General features: G+C 69.5%; 16 protein-coding genes. 9 read left to right on the forward strand and 7 right to left on the reverse strand.

Annotated features, from left to right (window positions below; genetic code table 11):
* The first annotated feature begins 139 nt into the window (after positions 1 to 139).
* A complete protein-coding gene (locus tag ACZ5CR_RS32525; protein WP_468864080.1) occupies positions 140 to 694 on the forward strand; it encodes a GNAT family N-acetyltransferase in 555 nt (184 codons plus the stop codon).
* Here the strand turns inward: ACZ5CR_RS32525 and ACZ5CR_RS32530 are convergent.
* On the reverse strand, positions 657 to 2,309 hold the full coding sequence (locus ACZ5CR_RS32530) for an AMP-binding protein (RefSeq protein WP_468864082.1): 1,653 nt from the start codon (positions 2,307 to 2,309) through the stop codon (positions 657 to 659). The two genes, ACZ5CR_RS32525 and ACZ5CR_RS32530, sit on opposite strands and share 38 nt — an antisense overlap.
* A 438-nt stretch (positions 2,310 to 2,747) precedes the next feature.
* Between ACZ5CR_RS32530 and ACZ5CR_RS32535 the strand changes: the two genes are divergently transcribed.
* On the forward strand, positions 2,748 to 3,350 hold the full coding sequence (locus ACZ5CR_RS32535) for a hypothetical protein (protein WP_468864084.1): 603 nt from the start codon (positions 2,748 to 2,750) through the stop codon (positions 3,348 to 3,350).
* A 141-nt stretch (positions 3,351 to 3,491) separates the two neighbouring features.
* On the opposite strand, the gene ACZ5CR_RS32540 is transcribed toward ACZ5CR_RS32535, so the two are convergent.
* Positions 3,492 to 5,177, reverse strand: coding sequence for an AMP-binding protein (locus ACZ5CR_RS32540; protein ID WP_468864086.1), 1,686 nt, complete (start codon positions 5,175 to 5,177; stop codon positions 3,492 to 3,494).
* A 193-nt stretch (positions 5,178 to 5,370) separates the two neighbouring features.
* On the opposite strand from ACZ5CR_RS32540, the gene ACZ5CR_RS32545 reads away from it, so the two are divergent.
* Positions 5,371 to 6,177, forward strand: coding sequence for a LuxR C-terminal-related transcriptional regulator (locus ACZ5CR_RS32545; protein WP_468864158.1), 807 nt, complete (start codon positions 5,371 to 5,373; stop codon positions 6,175 to 6,177).
* A gap of 15 nt (positions 6,178 to 6,192) precedes the next feature.
* Here ACZ5CR_RS32545 and ACZ5CR_RS32550 read toward each other — a convergent pair whose 3' ends face one another.
* Entirely contained in the window at positions 6,193 to 7,437 is a 1,245-nt protein-coding gene (locus ACZ5CR_RS32550; RefSeq protein ID WP_468864087.1) for a winged helix DNA-binding domain-containing protein, read from the reverse strand.
* A gap of 138 nt (positions 7,438 to 7,575) precedes the next feature.
* Here ACZ5CR_RS32550 and ACZ5CR_RS32555 point away from each other — a divergent pair, with 138 nt between their 5' ends.
* The gene (locus ACZ5CR_RS32555) at positions 7,576 to 8,748 is read left to right on the forward strand and encodes a magnesium and cobalt transport protein CorA (RefSeq protein ID WP_468864089.1); all 1,173 of its coding nucleotides are present in this window, start codon (positions 7,576 to 7,578) and stop codon (positions 8,746 to 8,748) included.
* 840 nt (positions 8,749 to 9,588) lie between these two features.
* Here the strand turns inward: ACZ5CR_RS32555 and ACZ5CR_RS32560 are convergent.
* The 3 genes from ACZ5CR_RS32560 to ACZ5CR_RS32570 form a co-directional block, all read right to left on the reverse strand.
* Positions 9,589 to 10,836 carry a tyrosine-type recombinase/integrase gene (locus ACZ5CR_RS32560; protein WP_468864091.1) on the reverse strand — a complete coding sequence of 416 codons (1,248 nt, stop codon included), beginning with the start codon at positions 10,834 to 10,836 and terminating at the stop codon, positions 9,589 to 9,591.
* Positions 10,837 to 10,882: 46 nt separating this feature from the next.
* Positions 10,883 to 11,299, reverse strand: coding sequence for a helix-turn-helix transcriptional regulator (locus ACZ5CR_RS32565; RefSeq protein WP_468864094.1), 417 nt, complete (start codon positions 11,297 to 11,299; stop codon positions 10,883 to 10,885).
* Positions 11,300 to 11,410: 111 nt separating this feature from the next.
* Positions 11,411 to 11,695, reverse strand: a complete 285-nt coding sequence (locus tag ACZ5CR_RS32570) for a helix-turn-helix domain-containing protein (RefSeq protein WP_468864096.1) — start codon at positions 11,693 to 11,695, stop codon at positions 11,411 to 11,413.
* Between the two features lie 257 nt (positions 11,696 to 11,952).
* On the opposite strand from ACZ5CR_RS32570, the gene ACZ5CR_RS32575 reads away from it, so the two are divergent.
* From ACZ5CR_RS32575 to ACZ5CR_RS32595, 5 genes are all read left to right on the forward strand, one after another.
* Positions 11,953 to 12,837, forward strand: coding sequence for a hypothetical protein (locus ACZ5CR_RS32575; RefSeq protein WP_468864160.1), 885 nt, complete (start codon positions 11,953 to 11,955; stop codon positions 12,835 to 12,837).
* Positions 12,834 to 13,550 (forward strand): ATP-binding protein, encoded by a 717-nt coding sequence (locus ACZ5CR_RS32580; RefSeq protein ID WP_077965340.1) that lies wholly within the window; start codon positions 12,834 to 12,836, stop codon positions 13,548 to 13,550. Before ACZ5CR_RS32575 ends, ACZ5CR_RS32580 begins: the two co-directional genes overlap by 4 nt.
* A 413-nt stretch (positions 13,551 to 13,963) precedes the next feature.
* Positions 13,964 to 14,983, forward strand: a complete 1,020-nt coding sequence (locus tag ACZ5CR_RS32585) for a DUF2637 domain-containing protein (protein WP_468864098.1) — start codon at positions 13,964 to 13,966, stop codon at positions 14,981 to 14,983.
* A 117-nt stretch (positions 14,984 to 15,100) separates the two neighbouring features.
* Complete coding sequence (locus ACZ5CR_RS32590; protein ID WP_468864101.1) at positions 15,101 to 15,766, forward strand: MobC domain-containing protein; 666 nt, start codon at positions 15,101 to 15,103, stop codon at positions 15,764 to 15,766.
* Positions 15,763 to 17,454 carry a relaxase/mobilization nuclease domain-containing protein gene (locus tag ACZ5CR_RS32595; RefSeq protein ID WP_468864102.1) on the forward strand — a complete coding sequence of 564 codons (1,692 nt, stop codon included), beginning with the start codon at positions 15,763 to 15,765 and terminating at the stop codon, positions 17,452 to 17,454. Before ACZ5CR_RS32590 ends, ACZ5CR_RS32595 begins: the two co-directional genes overlap by 4 nt.
* A 25-nt stretch (positions 17,455 to 17,479) precedes the next feature.
* Here the strand turns inward: ACZ5CR_RS32595 and ACZ5CR_RS32600 are convergent, their stop codons facing one another.
* Positions 17,480 to 18,061 carry a hypothetical protein gene (locus ACZ5CR_RS32600; RefSeq protein ID WP_468864104.1) on the reverse strand — a complete coding sequence of 194 codons (582 nt, stop codon included), beginning with the start codon at positions 18,059 to 18,061 and terminating at the stop codon, positions 17,480 to 17,482.
* Positions 18,062 to 18,069: the final 8 nt, after the last annotated feature.

Raw genomic sequence — 18,069 nt, forward strand, 5'->3', positions numbered from 1 at the left:
GGGCCCGCGGGGCGCGGCGGCGCCGGACACCTCCCGACACATGCCGGGTGATCGGTTGGGCGGGTGGGAGGCATCCGCCGCGGGGCGGCGGGGCGGAAAAGCCGTCGGCCGCCGACGGACGGACCGGCATACTCCCCCCATGCGCATCCGCCCAGCCACGAGAGCAGAACTCCCCACGCTCCAGGAGATCGAGCGCGCCGCAGGCGAACCCTTCCGCTCCCTGGGCATGGCAGCCATCGCCGACGACGAACCCCCCGGCATCGACCTCCTGGAAGAATTCCGGCGCGCGGGCCGAGCCTGGGTGGCCACCGGGGCAGACACAGGCGACAGCGGCTGCGCCCCCGTCGCGTACCTCATCAGCGAACCCGTGGACGCGGCAGAACACATCGAGCAGATCACCGTGCACCCCCGAGCGGCGCGCCACCGCATCGGCCAGGCCCTGATCGAGCACACCGCGGAACGCGCCCGCGAAGCCGGGCGAGAAGCCCTCACCCTGACCACCTTCGCGGACGTCCCCTGGAACGCCCCGTACTACGCCCGCATCGGCTTCCGCGTACTGGACGAGGCCGAACTCACTCCGGGGCTACGGAAGATCCGCGCTCACGAGGCCGAACTGGGTCTCGACCGCTGGCCCCGCGTCACCATGCGCCGCGAGCTCACCCGCGACGGGACTGCACCCCGTACCGCTCCCTGAGTTCGATCTTCCGCACCTTCCCCGACACCGTCATGGGAAAGCTCTCCAGGATCCGCAGCCCCGCCGGGATCTTGTAGCGCGCCAACTGCCCCTCGCAGAAGGCCCGCAGCTCCTCCCACGTCAGGGGATCATCCGCGTCCCGCAGGATCACGCACGCCAGCGGCACCTCCCCGTAGCGCTCATCGGGAACCCCCACCACCTGGACATCCGCGATCTTCGGGTGTCCGTACAGAAACTCCTCGATCTCACGCGGGTAGATGTTCTCGCCACCCCGAATGATCATGTCCTTGATGCGGCCGACGATCTGGACGTAACCGTCATCGCGCATGACCGCCAGGTCACCCGTGTGCATCCAGCGCCCCGCGTCGAGCACCTCCGCCGTACGCGAAGGCTCGTTCCAGTAGCCGAGCATCACGCTGTAGCCCCGCGTGCACAGCTCGCCCGACGCACCCCGCGGCAGTGTCACGCCGCTGACGGGATCGACCACCTTCACCCCGATGTGCGGCAACACCCGGCCCACCGTCCCCGTCCGGCGCTCCAGGTCGTCCGTGCGGCGGGTCTGCGTCGAGACCGGGGAGGTCTCCGTCATGCCGTAACAGATGGAGACCTCCTCCATGTGCATCTCGGCGACCACCCGCTTCATCACCTCGACCGGGCAGGGCGAGCCCGCCATGATGCCGGTGCGCAGCGAACTCAGGTCGTACGTGGCGAAGTCGGAGAGGTTCAGCTCCGCGATGAACATCGTCGGCACCCCGTACAGCGACGTACAACGCTCGCGCTCCACCGCGTGCAACGTGGCGACGGGATCGAAGGACGGTGCCGGGATGACGATGCAGGCACCGTGGGACGTAGCGCCCAAGTTGCCCATCACCATCCCGAAGCAGTGATAGAAGGGCACGGGCAGGCACACCCGGTCCTGCTCCGTGTAACCGACCGTACGACCCACCCAGTAGCCGTTGTTGAGGATGTTGTGGTGGGAGAGGGTCGCCCCCTTGGGGAAGCCGGTCGTGCCCGACGTGTACTGGATGTTGACCGGATCGTCGCAGCTCAATTCAGCTTCACGCGCGTCCAGTTGATCAGCGTCTACCGTCCCCGCCGCACCGAGCAACTCGTCCCACGAGACGTCCTCGATGTAGTGGACGGACCTCAGCTCGGGGCAGCCGGGCCGCACCTGGTCCACCAGCGCCCGGTAGTCGCTCGACTTGTGCGACCGCGTGGCGACCAGAACCGTCACCCCGGCCTGCTTGAGCACGTACTCCAACTCATGCGCGCGATAAGCCGGGTTGATGTTCACCATGATCGCGCCGATCCGCGCGGTGGCGTACTGCACGAGCACCCACTCGGCACAGTTCACCGCCCAGATGCCGACCCGGTCACCCTTGCCGACCCCGACCCCCATGAACCCTCGCGCCAACTGCTCCACGGCCGCGCCGAACTCGGCATACGTCCATCGCTTCCCCGCGGCCACGTCCACCAGCGCGTCCCGCTCCGGCCAGGCCTCGATCGCCCGGTCGAGGTTGCGCCCGATGGTGTCACCGAGCAGAGGCGTCTTGCTGACACCGTGGGCGTACGACAGTTCATACGGCAGTTCACCCGCACGGAGACTCGCGCTCACCGGACTCACTGGAACTCCCCTTCGCGGTACTGGGCGGCGTCAAGTGTCACCCGCGGATCAGCGCCGCGTCGAGCCTTGCGCGTCTGAAAGAGGGGCGCGACCTGCGACCACGCTCAATACCGGGAAGCCTCACAGCACACGCTCGGCCCCTGGCGACCTCCGCAGCCCGGCGACGCCGCCACCGCGATGCCGATCACGACCGTGCTGATGGTGCACCAGCTTCAGCTGATCGCCTCAGCCCTTATGCGGGTTCGACAGCGTGCGGCCAATGGCGTGCGCTTTATCCCGTATCCGTCGCAAGTGTGAACGAACCTCGCGTGTACGGTGCGGAACCGCCTCGCCCCCTTGGGTGATCAACTCATATGCTGACCGCTCAACAGCCGTTCCACGGGGAGACTTTGTGGGGCGCGGCTGACACATTTCTGCCAGGAGTTCACTTTGCTGTACAGGAAGACCGCTTTGCGCGTTGCCGCACCCGTGGCCGTGCTCGCCCTCGCGCTGACGGGATGTGGCGGCGACGACAAGGCGTCGGGTTCCACGGACGAGAAGCCGAAGGCCAAGGCGAGCGCGGAATCGTCGCCCGAGTCCGGCGGCGCGCGCGGCACCGGCGAGAGCGCCACCGGCAAGGTGAAGGAGGGCGACGCCTCCGTCACCTACGAGCTCACCGCGCAGAAGGTCGAACTGGGCACGGAGGCCGACACCAAGAAGATGGTGTCGGACCCCAAGGAGGCCAAGGGCCTGGTCCCGGCCATCGCCTACGTGAAGTACACGCACAAGTCCGGCGCGGCCCTCACACAGAGCCCGGACGCGAATGACTCCACCACCGTCTGGGCGGACGGTCAGCGCGGAACTCTGATCATCGGCGCCGCCGAAGACGCGCCGGGCTGCGACGACTCCTCGTCCATCGAGGGCTGGAAGCAGGGCGAGTCCCACGTCCTGTGCGAGACCTACCTGGTCCCCAAGGACGCGAAGGGCCTGGAGGTCCACTGGTCCGAGGAGGACGGCGAGCCGTTCGTCTGGAAGTTCCCTGCGACCAAGTGACACGCGGCCGGGCGGGCCGTTTCCGGCCCCCCCGGCGCTCGTGACCGTGCGCTCGTCCTTCCGCCGGCCTCCCCTATGCGGCTGAGGCCAGTAGCCCCCGAGGACGACATCGGAGTTCAGGCGCTCCGCTCCGGCAGGACCTCAGCTCTTGCCGCGCTCCACCCACTCGTCCCCCGACCCCTCCGCCGTCCGCTCCCGCAGATCGACCCGCCGGATCTTGCCGGAGATGGTCTTGGGCAGCTCCTCTGTGAACTCGATGCGCCGGATGCGCTTGTAGGGGGCCAGCACCGACCGGGTGTACGCGAAGATGGCCTCCGACGTCTCCTCACCTGGCTCCCAGCCCTTCGCCAGCACGACGTACGCCTTGGGGACGGCGAGCCGCAGGGCGTCCGGCGCGGGCACGACCGCGGCCTCCACCACCGCCTCATGCTCAAGCAGCACGCTCTCCAGCTCGAAGGGCGAGATCTTGTAGTCGGAGGCCTTGAAGACGTCGTCACTCCGACCCACATAGGTGAGGTAACCGTCGGCGTCGCGGGAGCCGATGTCGCCGGTGCGGTAGTAGCCGCCGGCCATCGCGTCGGCGGTGCGCTCAGGGTCGCCGTGGTAGCCGACCATCAGACCGACCGGGTTGGCCGCGAGGTCGAGGGAGATCTCGCCCTCCAGCGCTCCCGGCTCTCCGGTCACCGGGTCGAGGAGTTCGACGGCGAAGCCCGGCGTGGGCCGCCCCATCGAGCCCACCTTCAGCTTCTGACCCGGCGAGTTGGCGATCTGCACGGCGGTCTCGGTCTGCCCGAAGCCGTCCCTGATGGTGACGCCCCAGTCGCGCCGCACCTGCTCGATGACCTCGGGGTTCAGCGGCTCACCGGCCGCCACGACCTCGCGGGGCGGTGTCCGCAGCTGGGTCAGATCGGCCTGGATCAGCATGCGCCACACTGTCGGCGGCGCGCAGAACGACGTCACCCCGGCCCGGTCCATCTCGGCCATCAGACGACTCGCGTCGAAGCGCGTGTAGTTGTGGATGAAGACGGTCGCCTCCGCGTTCCACGGGGCGAAGAGGTTGGACCAGGCGTGCTTGGCCCAGCCCGGAGAGGAGATGTTGAGATGGACGTCGCCGGGCTTGAGGCCGATCCAGTACATCGTCGCCAAGTGGCCCACGGGATACGACACATGGGTGTGCTCGACCAGCTTCGGGCGGGCCGTCGTGCCCGAGGTGAAGTAGAGCATCAGCGCGTCGTCCGCGCGGGTGACGCCGTCGGGCTCGAAGACATCAGAGGCGTCGGCGGCAGCGTCGTAGGAGATCCAGCCGGACTGGTTCCCGCCCACCACGATGCGCGTGTAGTCGCCGGGCACGGCATCGAACTTCGCCGTGTCCTCGGGGCGTACGACCACATGGCGGGCGCGTCCGCGCTGGATCCGGTCGCGCAGGTCGACGGGGCCGAGCAGCGGGGTCGACGGGATGACGACCGCGCGCAGCTTCATCGCGGCGAGGGCGATCTCCCACAGTTCGACCTGATTGCCGAGCATCACGACGACACGGTCACCGGCGCGCACTCCCTGGGCGCGGAGCCAGTTGGCGACCTGGTCGGAGCGGGCGGACAGATGCGCGAAGGAGAAGCGGGTGGTGGGCCCGTCCTCCTCGACGATGTGCAGCGCGGTCCTGTCGTTGCCGCGGGCGATGACGTCGAACCAGTCGAGCGCCCAGTTGAATCGCTCGGGCCGCGGCCAGGCGAACCCCTCGTAGGCGGCGGCGTAGTCCTCACGATGCCGCAGCAGGAAGTCCCGAGCCGTCCGGAACTGGTCCGTGCCGCTGGTGCCCGTCGTCGTCATTGCGCTCTCCTCGTGGCCGGTCCGGTGCCCGGCGCCTGTGCCGGGCTCTTCGCCGGGGTCATTGCCGGACGCTACGTAACATCGTGTAATTCGTGATGCGGGTATCACCACCCCCGTACGGGGGTGTCCCGAGGTGAAGATCCCGAAGTGGAAGGGCTGACACGTGACGGCAGACGGAAGCGAGGCGGTCGAGATGCGGGCCGCACTGCTGCGGCTGCGTCGCGGCACGGGGCTGCCGGTGGCCTTCGGGGGGCTCGTCGAAGGGCAGCGGCGCCTGAGGATCGTCGAGCTGACGGGCACCGGCACGCGTGCGCTGTCCGGACTCGCGGTGTCGTCCGGGAACGGTCTGGGCGGCAAGGCGGTCGCGCTCTCGCGCCCCTGCGCGGTCACGGATTACCACGACTCGCGCCACATCAGCCATGAGTACGACTCCGCCGTGGCCGCGGAGGGCCTGCGCTCGGTGCTCGCGGTGCCGGTGGTGGTACGGCGACGGGTGCGAGGTGTGCTGTACGGGGCCCTGCGCTCGGCCCAGCCGCTGGGCGACCGGACGCTCTCGGCCGCGGTGGCGGCGGCCCGGGACGTGGAGCAGGCCCTCGCCGTACGTGACGAGGTGCGGGCGCTCCTGGTGGCGGCGCGGGAGCCGCAGGCGGGGGCCGGGCCCGCGTGGGAGCAGGTCCGCGAGGCGCACGGCGCGCTGCGGGAGCTGGCACCGCGGATCGTCGACCCGGCGCTGCGGGCGGAGATCCTGGCGGTGTGCGGCCGGTTGGCCTCGGCGGCCACCCTGCCGCCGGGACGGGAGCGTTCGGTGTCCCTCGCCCCGCGCGAGGTGGACGTACTCGCGTGCGTGGCCGGGGGCGTGACGAACGCGGTGGCCGCGGAGCGGCTCGGGCTGCGCCCGGAGACGGTGAAGGGGTATCTGCGGGCGGCCATGCGGAAGTTGGGGGCGCATACGAGGCTGGAGGCGGTGGTGGCGGCGCGGAGGGCGGGGTTGCTGCCCTAGCGCGTCGCAGGCCGTTCAGCGCTCGATGACCGTGCCGAACCGGATGTCGTACGTGATGGTGGCCGGGCTCATCGGGCCGCGCAACAGCCGCTCGGCCTCGTCGGTCAGTTCGCCGCGCTGCGCCTTGGTCAGGGTGCCGAACGGCTCGATGGTGAGGACGGTGGAGCCCTTGTCACCCTTGACTCCTCCCTTGGCTCCTCCCTTGTCACCTTTGTCCCCCTTGGCTCCTCCCCTGCCCTCCTCGACGCGCCACACGCCCGCGAGGAAGCCGTCGACCAGGAAGACGCTGTGGGCGAAGTTCCCTTTCCAGGCGCGGCCCTTGTACTCGGGCGGCACGACCCGGCTGCGGTCGGCGTGCGAAAGCAGGAGGTTGTCGTACTCGGGAAGGAGACGCACTGGAGCCGGGGTGCCCGCGTCGGGGCGGGGCGCGTCGGGGAGGTCGAAGAGTTCGACGCCGCTCTCATCCCGGAACGTACGCAGTTGGGGCCGCAGCCGCTCGAAGACCTCCCGCAGCCGCGTCAGGCCCGCCCAGGTCTGCATGTCCTTGACGGACGCGGGCCCGAAGGCGGCGAGGTAGCGCAGAACGGTGGCGTCGGGCGCGGGCACCGGCTCGCTCGGGCGGCCGAGCCAGTGCTCGGCGGTGGTGAGCGCGACCTGCCCGCTGCGGCGCCACAGACCACGCGGGGTGACCTGGACCAGCGGCAGCGAGCAGCGTGCGGCGACGGCGAGTGACTGGGGGTCGGCGTCGGGCCAGCGGGACAGCAGGACCTCCCGCAACTGCTTCATGGTCCTGGGCTCCTCGTCGACGGCGGCGCGGGCGAGCGAGGCGAGTTCCCCCAGGTCGACGCCGACAAGACCCATGCGGAAGGCGTGCAGTTCACGGTCGCGCGCGCCCTGCACCAGCGGGCGCAGGGTGAGGGCGTCGTCGGCGGTGTGCAGGTGGATGGTGGAGCGCATGGTGACGATGCGTACGAGGTCGCGCGCGGCAAGGAGACCGGACAGATCCTCCGGGTCGAACCCTTCGAGCCGGGCGGCGAGGGCGAGGTAGGGCGGCTTCACGTTCTGCGCCTGGAGGCCGATGAGGTGGGCGACGGCGGCCTCGACGGAGAGGTCGGCCGAGCGGCGCAGAAGGAGTTGACGGTCGAGGGTGGCGCGGTTGAGGGCGCGGGTGCCGAGTACGGGGGCGGCGGCTTGCGGCTGGGCCTTCGGCCGGACGCTCGTCGGCTTCGACGTGCTCGGCGTGCTCGGCGTCTTCGTCATGCTCCGCACGCTAGCGGGGCTCGCGGACATCCTCGGTCCGCAAGTGCACCGAGGATGTCGACACGCTCGCGACTTTTGGGACGTATATCCTGCTTCGGAGCCAACCAAGACACACGTTCGACCTCGGAGGCAGCCAGCATGGCGGAGCGCCGGATCCGGCCCGTACCGGGCGCGAAGAGGCACGGCTGGCGGCGCGCGGACCCGGCCGGGACCGCTTCGGCCGCGGGGAACGGGTCCTCCGGAAGCCCCGGAGCCACGCCCGCGTCGCCCTCCCCCACCCCGGCGGACGCCATGAGCGTCGTACAGGCCGCGCTCTACCGGGACGGGGTCCGCGTCGCGACGCCTTCCTCCCTGGCCGACACCTTCCGCGAGCTGCGCGAGCAGCGGGACGGCATGGCATGGATCGGCCTTGCCCGCCCCACCGAGGCCGAACTCCTCTCCCTGGCGGCCGAGTTCGACCTGCACGAGCTCGCAGTCGAGGACGCGATGGAGGCCCATCAGCGGCCGAAGCTGGAGCGGTACGGAGAGACCCTCTTCGTCGTCCTGCGCGCGGCCCGCTACCTGGATGCCCAGGAGGAGGTCGACTTCGGCGAACTGCACGTGTTCGTGGGACCCGACTTCGTCATCACGGTGCGCCACGGCGCCGCCCCGGACCTGACCGCCGTACGCCGCCGCATGGAGGAGAGCCCGGAGCTGCTCAAGCTCGGCCCGGAGGCGGTCCTCTACGCGATCCTGGACGCGGTGGTCGACGGGTACGCCCCTGTCGTGGCCGGCGTCCAGAACGACATCGACGAGATCGAGACCCAGGTCTTCGGCGGCGACCCGGCGGTATCGCGCCGCATCTACGAACTCTCCCGCGAGATGGTCGAGTTCCAGCGCGCGACCCGCCCCCTGGTCGCCATGCTGCACTCCCTGATGGCGGGCTTCGCGAAGTACCGCACCGACGAGGAACTCCAGCGTTACCTACGCGACGTCGCCGACCACGTCACGCACACCAGCGAACGCGTGGACGGCTTCCGCCAGGCCCTCGCCGACATCCTCACGGTCAACTCCACGCTCGTCACACAGCAACAGAACGCGGAGATGCGGGCGCTCGCGGAGGCGGGTTTCGAGCAGAACGAGGAGATCAAGAAGATCTCGTCGTGGGCGGCCATTCTGTTTGCACCCACGTTGGTGGGAACGATCTACGGGATGAACTTCGATGAGATGCCGGAGCTGCACTGGACGTTCGGCTATCCGTTCGCGATCGGCCTGATGGCGGTGGTCTGCGTGAGTCTGTACTTCATCTTCAAGCGGCGGGACTGGCTGTAGCGGGGAGCACGCAGCCTTCGGTCAGCTTCGCGGACGCGAACGTCTCCCGGCGCCCATTTCAGCCCGCTGGGGAGAATCTGGGGAGAATGCGCGGCGCTGGGGAGCGAGCCATCACTCGCCGCACGTCATTCGCCGTTTCCTGCGTGGCTCACCTCGACCCTTCCCGGCTGTGCCAAACCGTCACTGACGGTATTGACCGATCGGGATGTGGACAGGCAGGGCCGCGCCACTGTGCGGAAGATCAGGCACGGGCGTGTTGCACAGCCCAGATCAAGGACCTGGTCCGCTCGGCGGATCGGCTTCCTGGCTCGTCCCCGATGCCCCCTCGCGCAGCACCGCCCGCAACTCGTGCCATGCGCCCACGACAGCGATCAGGTTCGTCAGCACGACGCGGACTTGGGACAGCAGAAGCCCCAAGAGGCCCAAGAGCGCGGGGATCCCCAAAGCCAAGGTGGCCCATGTCACCACGCACCCCTTCCGGTTGGCCCCATGACACGCGAAGCACCTGGGGTCACTGACCCGCCGTCCTGGTCCGCATACTCCCGCCGAAAGAGATCGAAGTCTGCACGGTAAATGATGCATTTTGTGATCTTCACGCCGAAGATCACTCGCGGGCCGTCTGCCGCAGGGCGTCATGGCTGCTAACGCCTTTGCCCGCTAAGCCAGCCAGAACTCCGCCGCGTCCGGTCGAAGCGCTACTCGGCGCCGAGGGCACCAGCTCAGCGGAGATCGCCACTGCTCTGCGACGGGACGCTGAGCGTGCTGGTTGGCGCAACACACCAGCCAGCGTGCAGATGCAGAAAAGCGGGCGGCACAGCATGTGCTGTACCATCCGCTCCCTCATGCGCTCGCGAAGTTCTCTGGGATGTACTCAGGGACCACGCCGAGCAAGGCATCGACGGCCGCTCGCCCCTTCCCGCCGGCCTCCGGCATGAAGTGGGCGTAGTGGTCGAGGGTGATGGTCGGGCTGGAGTGGCCGAGCCATCGGGCCAGCGTGACGACGGACTCGCCCGCTTCAAGGATGACCGAGGCGAAGGTGTGCCGGAGCACGTGGAATCCGTCCTTGCGAGACGCCTTCCAGCGCTTGCCCTTCTCCCGCATGGGGATGACCCCTGCCGCAGCAAGGGCCGGCTTCCAGACCTCGTCGTTGAAGATGTTGGCCCGCAGCGCGTTGCCGTACGTCGTCGTCAGGACGAGCGGGAACGTCTGCTTCTCCCGGTCCGGCTCCGGGCCGCCCCACGGCAACTCGACCTCCACGGCCGGGTGCTGCAGGAAGTGCGCGGCCAGCTCGGCAGCGACGGAGGCGGGCATGTCCACGATGCGCGTCTTCCCGCCCTTGGGCAGGGTGAAGTACAAGCGGCCGTTGAGCAGTTGGACCTGTCTGCGCACGCGGATGATCCCGCGCTCGAAGTCGACGTCCTCCGGTGAGAGGCCGAAGACCTCCCCCTGCCGCAGCCCGCAACCAAGGGCGACCACGACCGCGATGCGGTAACGCGCCTTAATCGCGTCCCGCATGCGCTGCGCGGTCTCCAGCGACCATGCCTCTCGCTGGTCCTCCGGCACCTTGGGCCAACGCACCGACTTGGCGCGCATCGGGTTGCGTACGAGGCGCTTGTCGTCGATGGCAGTCTCGAAGATGTTCGAGAGGGTGGTCAGGATCTGGCGGGCGTAGCGCGGCGCGCACTCGCCTTCGAGCGTGGCGATGTAGCTGCGCAGGACGGTCGCGGAGACATCCCTCAAACCCACCGTGCCGAGCTGCGGAAGGATGTGGAGGCGTACGCGCTCGTCGACGCGCTTGATCGTGCCGGGCGCGCCCCGTACACCCTCCTTCCAAAAGCGAGTGACGTAGTCCGCCAGCGCGATGGAGCCGTCACGCGGGTCGACGAACTCGCCGCGCTCGCTGTCGGTTCCGGCCCTGCGCAGCCACGCCTTGGCGTCCTCCAGCGTGTCGAACGACATGTTCCGGACGCCGGGGATCCCGGCGACGCGGTACCGCGAGCCCTTCCCGTACCGAGCGGTGCGCTCCCGCTTGCCGCTGGTGGGGTCCTTCTTCTTGTTGATCCAGCGGTCTTCGATGTAGCCGGCCAAGTACTTCCTCAGGATCGGGGGTGGGAGTGCCGTTGACGCTGGGGCGTCAGGCCGTGGCCGAGTAGCCGACGCGGCGCTGCGGGGCCGCGCTCACGGGATCCAGGGCCGGATTCGAGCGCGAGTCGGCCTGCTCCTGCTCGCGTATCCAGGCATCGAGCGCATCGAGCCGGTACGTCACACGCCCGCGGGCACCCAGCCGGAAACTCGGCGGCCCCTGCCGGCGGTGCCGCCAGACGTAGAGCGTGCGAGGCGAAAGGCCGAGGTAGGAAGCCGCTTCCCGCACGCCGAGAAATGCGCGGTCGACGGTGGAGGAATACGAGAGGGCGGACGAATGGGCGGAGAAAGTCGAGGCGATTTCAGGCAAGAGGGATCCTTCGATAGGGAACACGATGAGGAAAGGCTTGTCACGACGACTGAAGCCGTGCGTCGCGACAGTCCTTTTCCAGAGGGCCACTGTTTCCACTCGCCGAAGATCCTGCTGCGCAAGGATCCACGGAGGACTTGGAAACGGGGGACTCGCTGGGAGGTTCAATGATGCGGAGAATCGCCGGTTTGGGTAACCGGCGATCGTCGGCTATGTTGCGCCCGCGCTGACCGGCTCCAGGGCCTCGGCGGGACCGCCGAGGAGCGCGCAGGGGGAGACGCCGAGGGCGGCGGCGATGGCGACGAGATCGTCGATGTCGCAGCGTCGGGCCCTGCGTTCGATGCGAGAGAGCGCGGTGAAGGTCATGCGCCGACCTTGCGCGGTGACGCGAGTGGCGAGCTGACGCTGGGAGTAGCCACGGGCGGTGCGGGTGCGCACGAGGGCGCGGGCGGCGGCCTGTCCCGCGGGCCCTATTTCAAGAGGATGTGGGGGCATGGTTGTGTTGTAGCTTCCGCTCGCCCCTTTACGGAAGCGCTATTCGTCTGCCGTGAGCGATGCGCCGATCGACGGCGATTTCGGCAACCGGGGTTCCGGGGCTACGGTATTGGCCCCCGCACGGAAGTAGTGCAGAGTTTGTGAACTAACTCTGGACTTTCGCGCCCTGGGTGTGGCTGTGTTGTCCACGCCCCCAGCACACCCTCCCCCGCTCCCGAATTCCCTGCCCCGATTTACGACGAAGGTGGTCGAACGACATCGCCCGAATCCGCACCATCAAGCCCGAGGCGTTCGCGTCCGAATCCTTGGCATCCGTCTCCCTCTCCGCCGAGCGGACCTTCTTCGGCCTGCTCACCCAGGCCGACGACCACGGCCGGTATCGCGACCAGGCCGCCGTCATAGCCGGCCTGCTGTGGTCCCTGCGCCCCGAGCACGGGCCCATGGGCGTCGAGGACGACCTCAACCAACTCGACACCGCCGGCCTGATCTGCCGGTACGAGGGCGTAGACGGGAAGCGATACCTGCACGTCGTCACCTTCGCCCGGCACCAGAAGGTCAACCGGCCCAGCGGCGTCCGACATCCCGATTGCCCGCACCACGATCTCGGCCTGACGCGTGAGGCCGCACCGCCTACGCGCGGAGCCCTCACCGAGCCCTCCGCGCAGGCTCTCGGAGGAGGCAAGGAAGGCTCCGTGAGCCACGAAGGCGCAGGTCAGAACGGATTCCTTGAGCCCTCACCACGAACGCGGAAGCAAGCGGTGAGCACTCACGGTCCGGATCTAGGACCTAGGAACAGGGATCTAGGATCTACTCCGTTGGGGGGCACAAGCGCCCACGCACCCGAGATCGTCTCGGCCAAGACCCTCATAGGCGAGTACGCCGCCGCCTGCCCCAATCGGCCTCCCAGCAGCTTCCTGGGGCACCTCGGCAAACAAACCGCCCAGTTGCTCGCCGATGGCATCGACACGCCGCACGTGCGCGCCGGGCTTGAACGGCTGCGTGCCAAGGGCCTGCACCCCAGCGTGCTGCCGAGCCTGGTCAACGAGGCCATGAACCCGCCCACGGTGAGCGGCACGTCCGCAGGGCACCGGCCGTGGACCAACCCGATCAACGCACAGGCCGCGTACGGGGGTGAGCTGTGAGCACGAAGACATCTGCCCGCGAGCCACGCCAACTGGGTGGTGCGGTGGCCAAGCTGGAGGCGATCCTGGCCTCCCGCGACATCGACCTCACCGCCGTGGTCGACGCGACGCCATCGCCGGAACCGGTGACCGCTCTGGAGCTGGCCGCCGCCCGCATCCCGCGCCGCTACCGCGACGCCCTGGCCGACCACCCCGACGTATCGCCCTGGGTCGAGGAGATCGCGGCTGCCGGACGACCGGGGCCGGGCGGCGCACCGGGCATCGCCTACGGGCCCTCGCTGCTGATCGCGGGGCCGACCGGCACCGGCAAGACCTACCAGGCGTACGGCGCCATCCGCTCCCTGCTCGGCGCCGGAGTCCGGCTGCGCTGGGAGGCCATCACCACCGCCGAACTGCACGCCACCCTGCGCCCACGCCAGGGCCACGACGGCGAACGCCGCTTCCAGGAACTGGCACGCAGCCCGCTGCTGCTGCTCGACGACCTCGGCGCCGCCAAGGCATCGGAGTGGACCGAGGAGCTGGCCTACCGGCTCATCGACCACCGGTACGTCCACGAGCTGCCCACCCTCATCACCACCAACGTCCCCATCGCCGACCTGCGGACCGCCGTAGGCGACCGCGTCGCCTCCCGCCTCGCCGAGATGACCCGCCGCGTCATCCTCGACGGCCCCGACCGCAGACGCAGCGCAGGCACCGGCCCGCACGGGTATTAACAGACCCTTGCTCCCCGGCGCCGCCTGAACCGCCCCGTCGACAGCAACCTGGCCAACCATGGTGGGCTGCGTCACCGGAGGGCCGAGGGCGGGCAGCAGACCCGCTTCTGCGCCTCCTCCCGCCGCCTGACCGACGTCGGCTGAGCCCTGACCGGCCCGCGTGGAGCGATCACGCCCGCGCGTACGCCCCTCAGTGCCCCTTCACTCCCACCCCACAAGTCCACTTCCCCCTGGAGCCCTCCGCCTTGCACTCCCCTGCCCCGAGCACCCGGGCAGCCGTACACGGAAGCCGCAGCGTCCGCGCCGGCATCACCCTGCTCCCGCTCTCCCCCGGCCGCCGAGGACGAGACCCTCGCCCACGTGATGATGCTGGCGATGCTCGCCGAGCACCCGCGCCAGCTGAGGGTCTTCACGTGAACCGCAAGGGACGCATCACCCTTGTCATCGGCCTGGTGGCCGTCGTCCTCATGGCCTTCCGCGTCTCGTGGAACGCGCTGTCCGACGTGGCCCGCGCCATCGGCGCAGACTCCACCGCCGCTCTGCTCTATCCGATCGTGGTCGACGGGCTGATGGCCCTCGCCCTTATCGCCACGCTCGTGCTGACCGGTCCCGGCCGGAAGTTCGCGCTGCGGGTCCTGGCGGCCTACGCCATCGCCAGCCTCCTGCTGAACTACGTGCACGGCCTCATTCCAGCCCTGCACACCACGTCGATCCAGCAGGGCCGACTGACCGACTGGGACCCCGCGAACTGGGCCCTCGTCCTGCTGGCGACCTCGCTCCCGGTCGGATCGATCTACTTCGGATCGGATCTCGTGGCGAAGGTGCTGCACCACACTCCCGAGTCGGCCGACCCAGCCGAAACGGCCTCCGCCCAGCCGGTTGGCCAGCAGGCTGACGAGTCGGCTGGTCGGCAAGCCAACGAGCAGGCTGCCCGGTCGGCATCTGACCAGGCTGAATCTGCCCCCGAGCGGCTGACCGAGTCACTCCCACTGAAGGTCACCGAGGCGCCCGTGACGGGGCCGACCGAGACCGACGAGTCGGCCCCCGCCCCCGCACCCGCTGCCCGACCGTCCCGGTCGGCTGCTGTAGCGGAGTCGACCGGAGCCACCCCGCGTCGGGCGACCGGTCGGGGCCCCGTCACCAGGTCGACCACCGACCGCACCCGCACCCGCACCGACGCCGAAGTCCTCGACGAGGCCCGACTCCTGACCGCCGCCTGGAGCGAAGACCAGCTGACCGCCGAGCGTCTGCGCAACGAACTACGGATCGGCCAGAAGCGAGCCCGCGTCCTGCGTGACCAGCTGCAGGCCGAGCGCACAGGCCAGGCCAAGCCCGTCGCGTACGACGGCTTCGCGGCCGAGCCTCTCGACGGACTCGACGAGGCCGCCTCCCAGCAACAGGGCGAACCCAACGCGCCTGGCGACGACGTCTGATTCCCCACGTTCACCTCCTCCTCGCGGTCCACCCCGCGACCCTCGGAATGCAGCGCGGGACACCGAAGCCAGACGCAGCGAGGTCCTCAACACCATCACCCCACGGAGATCCGACCCATGCACGACCCGCACTACGAACCCCTCACGGCTAAGCAGCAGACGACCTCCACCCCCGTCACACGCGCAGCAAGGTATGCCGCTGGACCGTCCACGGGCCGGTCCAGCAGGGAAGCCTCCGCCCCAGGGGTGGCGGAGGCACTCGGGCACCAGGGGGTGCCCGAGGAGGAGAAGCAACACCCTGACGCCGAGCCCGTCGCCGTTGCCGTGCCCCTGCCGCGCGCCGCCGAAGCAGTCGCTCTGCACCGAGTCGCCCAACGTCGCAAGCCCGACCCAGGCGGCCGGCGCAAGAAGCGCGTCGATGCCCGCTACAGCGTTGAAGAGAGGGCCGCCATCCGCGCCAAGGCCACGTCGCTGAACCTCAGCGGCGCCCACTACGTCGCCACCGTGACGCTGGCCCACGTCGAGGGGGATCTCACCGTGCCCGGCCAGCGCACCCAGCTGGACGACTACATCGACGAACTCAACGCCCTGCGCGAGCAGGTCGCCACCATCGGCCGCAACGTCAACCAGATCGCCAAGAAGCTCAACTCCGGCGGCCATCCGCACCCTGGGGACAGTGTTCTCCTCGCCCAGACCGACCGGACCCTGGACGCGGTCGGTGAGGCGGTGGGCCACATCGCGGCCGCCGCGAACCAGGCCGTCAGCCACAAGGCAGCCCGATGATCGCGAAGATCACCGGCGGCCAGACCACCGCCGACCTCATCCGCTACCTGTACGACACGAAGAAGAAGAGCCACACCGACCCGCATCTGGTCGCCTCCTGGGACGGCTTCGCTCCGGACCCCGGCCGCGCGGACGACTTCGACGCCACGAAGAGGGCTCTCGTCGCTGACCTCGACCTGCACGTCAAACAGGCCGCGCGGCTCGACAGGGCGCCCGAGAAGCACGTGTGGCACTGCTCGATCCGCGCCGCCGAAACCGACCGCCACCTCAGCGACGACGATTGGGCCGACATCGCCCGCCGCGTCGTCGCCGCCACCGACATCGCCCCTGACGGCGACCCGGACGGCTGCCGCTGGGTCGCCGTCCGCCACGCCGACGACCACATCCACATCGCCGCCACCAAGGTCCGCGCCGATCTGCGCACCGCCCGGCACTGGAACGACTACCTCACCGCCGACCGCGAACTCGCAGCCATCGAAAAGGAGTACGACCTCTTCCAGGTCGTACGCGGGGATCGCACCGCCGCCAAGCGGCCCACCCGCGCCGAGCAGGAGAAGGCCAAGCGCGCCGGCCAAGCACGCACCGCCCGCGAACGACTGCGCACCACCGTGCGTACCGCCGTGGCCGCCGCCACCAGCACCGAGGAGTTCATAAGCCTCCTCCAGCACACCGACGGCGTCCTCGTCGACATCAAGCACTTCCCTACCGGCGACGTACGCGGCTACACCGTTGCTCTCCAGGACGACACCAACGGCAACCAGGAGCCCATCTCGTACTCCGGCTCAGCACTCGCCCCCGACCTGTCCCTCCCCAAGATCCGCCAGCGCCTCGACGCCACCGAACGGCAGCCGAGCCCACGCAGGACCAACCCCTGGCACCAAGCAACCGCCGCCGCCGAACGCATCCCCCACCACCTCGACCGCGAGGATGACGGAGCCGCCCAGGCCCACCTGGCTGCCTTCGGTGAAACCCTCGACGTGCTCCCGCTCCTCGCGCCCCAGGGCGTACAGCCTCAGCTCCGTCAGGCAGCGGAAGCCTTCGAACGCGCCACCCGCTCCCGCATCCAGGCCGATCACCAGCACGCCCGTGCCCTGCGCGGCGCGGTGCGGGCGATGGTCCACGAGCCCGCACCAAGGGACGGTGCCCTGCTGGCGATGCTGTTGGACGCAGCGCTCCTCGTCGTCATGGCCGCCGCGCGCTGGCACCAGCTCCACCAGCACGACCAGCAAGTGGTCGCCGCCCATCAGACCCTGCTGCACCTCCAGGCCGCCTACGAGCAGACCGCAGCCTCGCCGCTCACCGCACGCGCCCAGCGCCGGCCACCCCAGCGGGTCGTGGAGCGGCACATCCTGCTCATCCGGCAGTACGTACCCGAGCATGCGGAACAGGTACTGGAGGACCCCGCCTTCGACACGCTCGCCGCCGTTCTCGCGGTCGCAGAGGTGGAAGGACACGATCCGAAGGAGCTCCTGCAGCTGGCTGCCGACCAGCGAGCGTTGGACGATGCTCGCCGCCCCGCGCGTGTTCTGACCTGGCGCGTCGAACGCCTCAGCGCCAGGCCGGTGCCGAGCGACCGCGCCCGTGCGGCGCGGGCCCGGAGCGCGGCACAGCGTCCGAGCATGCCGACACGACCGACACCGGCTGCCCCGGCCACTCAGGCACAGCCTCCGCAGACACGGCGACGCTAGCCACCGGTAGAGCCGCACTTGGGCGCTAGGCGGCTACGACTCCAGGTACAGCATCGGGTGGACCCGTTGTCACGATTCGACGCAACTGGTCCACCCACCCAATGGCTACGTCCAGGTGCTGAGCCTGCAGCCCGGCGTGAGGGTCCGGCTCGATCAGGAGGGTCGCCGCGCCACGGGCGGTGCGCGCGGCGGCCCAGTCGTGGTCAAGGCTGGTGAAGTCGTCGTCGATCCAGATGGCGGGTGCGTCGCCCAGCCAGGTGTCGACGTAGTCGCGTTTCCAGAGGTAGCCGTCGGGGTGGCTGGTCGTGATCTGTGGCCGCGGGAGGTCTACGTACGGCAGTGGCGGAAGGCCGAGAAGTGGGCCGATCAAGGTTGCAGCGTCTTGGCGCCAGCTGGTGCACCAGACCGGGTCGACCAGACCGGTTCGGAACACGTCCATCAGCAGGGGGCCGTGGCCGGCGTTGAGCCAGATGGCAACAGGGTCCTCGGCAAATCGGTCGGCAGGGACTACGTCGTGCCGGGCGTGCGAGGCCGGGATGGACCCGTCCTCGGCCGGGAACGGTATGAGGACGCCGTCGACGTCGAGGAGTAGGTAGGGCGTGCGCATCGGTTCCT

It is taken from the genome of Streptomyces sp. NPDC031274, assembly GCF_055570235.1.

Bases quoted from the DNA above. Each gene is read 5' to 3' on its own strand.
- ACZ5CR_RS32525 (WP_468864080.1), top strand. From the start codon at position 140: ATGCGCATCCGCCCAGCCACGAGAGCAGAACTCCCCACGCTCCAGGAG.
- ACZ5CR_RS32540 (WP_468864086.1), bottom strand. From the start codon at position 5,177: ATGACGACGACGGGCACCAGCGGCACGGACCAGTTCCGGACGGCTCGG.
- ACZ5CR_RS32545 (WP_468864158.1), top strand. From the start codon at position 5,371: ATGCGGGCCGCACTGCTGCGGCTGCGTCGCGGCACGGGGCTGCCGGTG.
- ACZ5CR_RS32550 (WP_468864087.1), bottom strand. From the start codon at position 7,437: ATGACGAAGACGCCGAGCACGCCGAGCACGTCGAAGCCGACGAGCGTC.
- ACZ5CR_RS32555 (WP_468864089.1), top strand. From the start codon at position 7,576: ATGGCGGAGCGCCGGATCCGGCCCGTACCGGGCGCGAAGAGGCACGGC.
- ACZ5CR_RS32570 (WP_468864096.1), bottom strand. From the start codon at position 11,695: ATGCCCCCACATCCTCTTGAAATAGGGCCCGCGGGACAGGCCGCCGCC.
- ACZ5CR_RS32590 (WP_468864101.1), top strand. From the start codon at position 15,101: ATGCACGACCCGCACTACGAACCCCTCACGGCTAAGCAGCAGACGACC.
- ACZ5CR_RS32595 (WP_468864102.1), top strand. From the start codon at position 15,763: ATGATCGCGAAGATCACCGGCGGCCAGACCACCGCCGACCTCATCCGC.
- ACZ5CR_RS32600 (WP_468864104.1), bottom strand. From the start codon at position 18,061: ATGCGCACGCCCTACCTACTCCTCGACGTCGACGGCGTCCTCATACCG.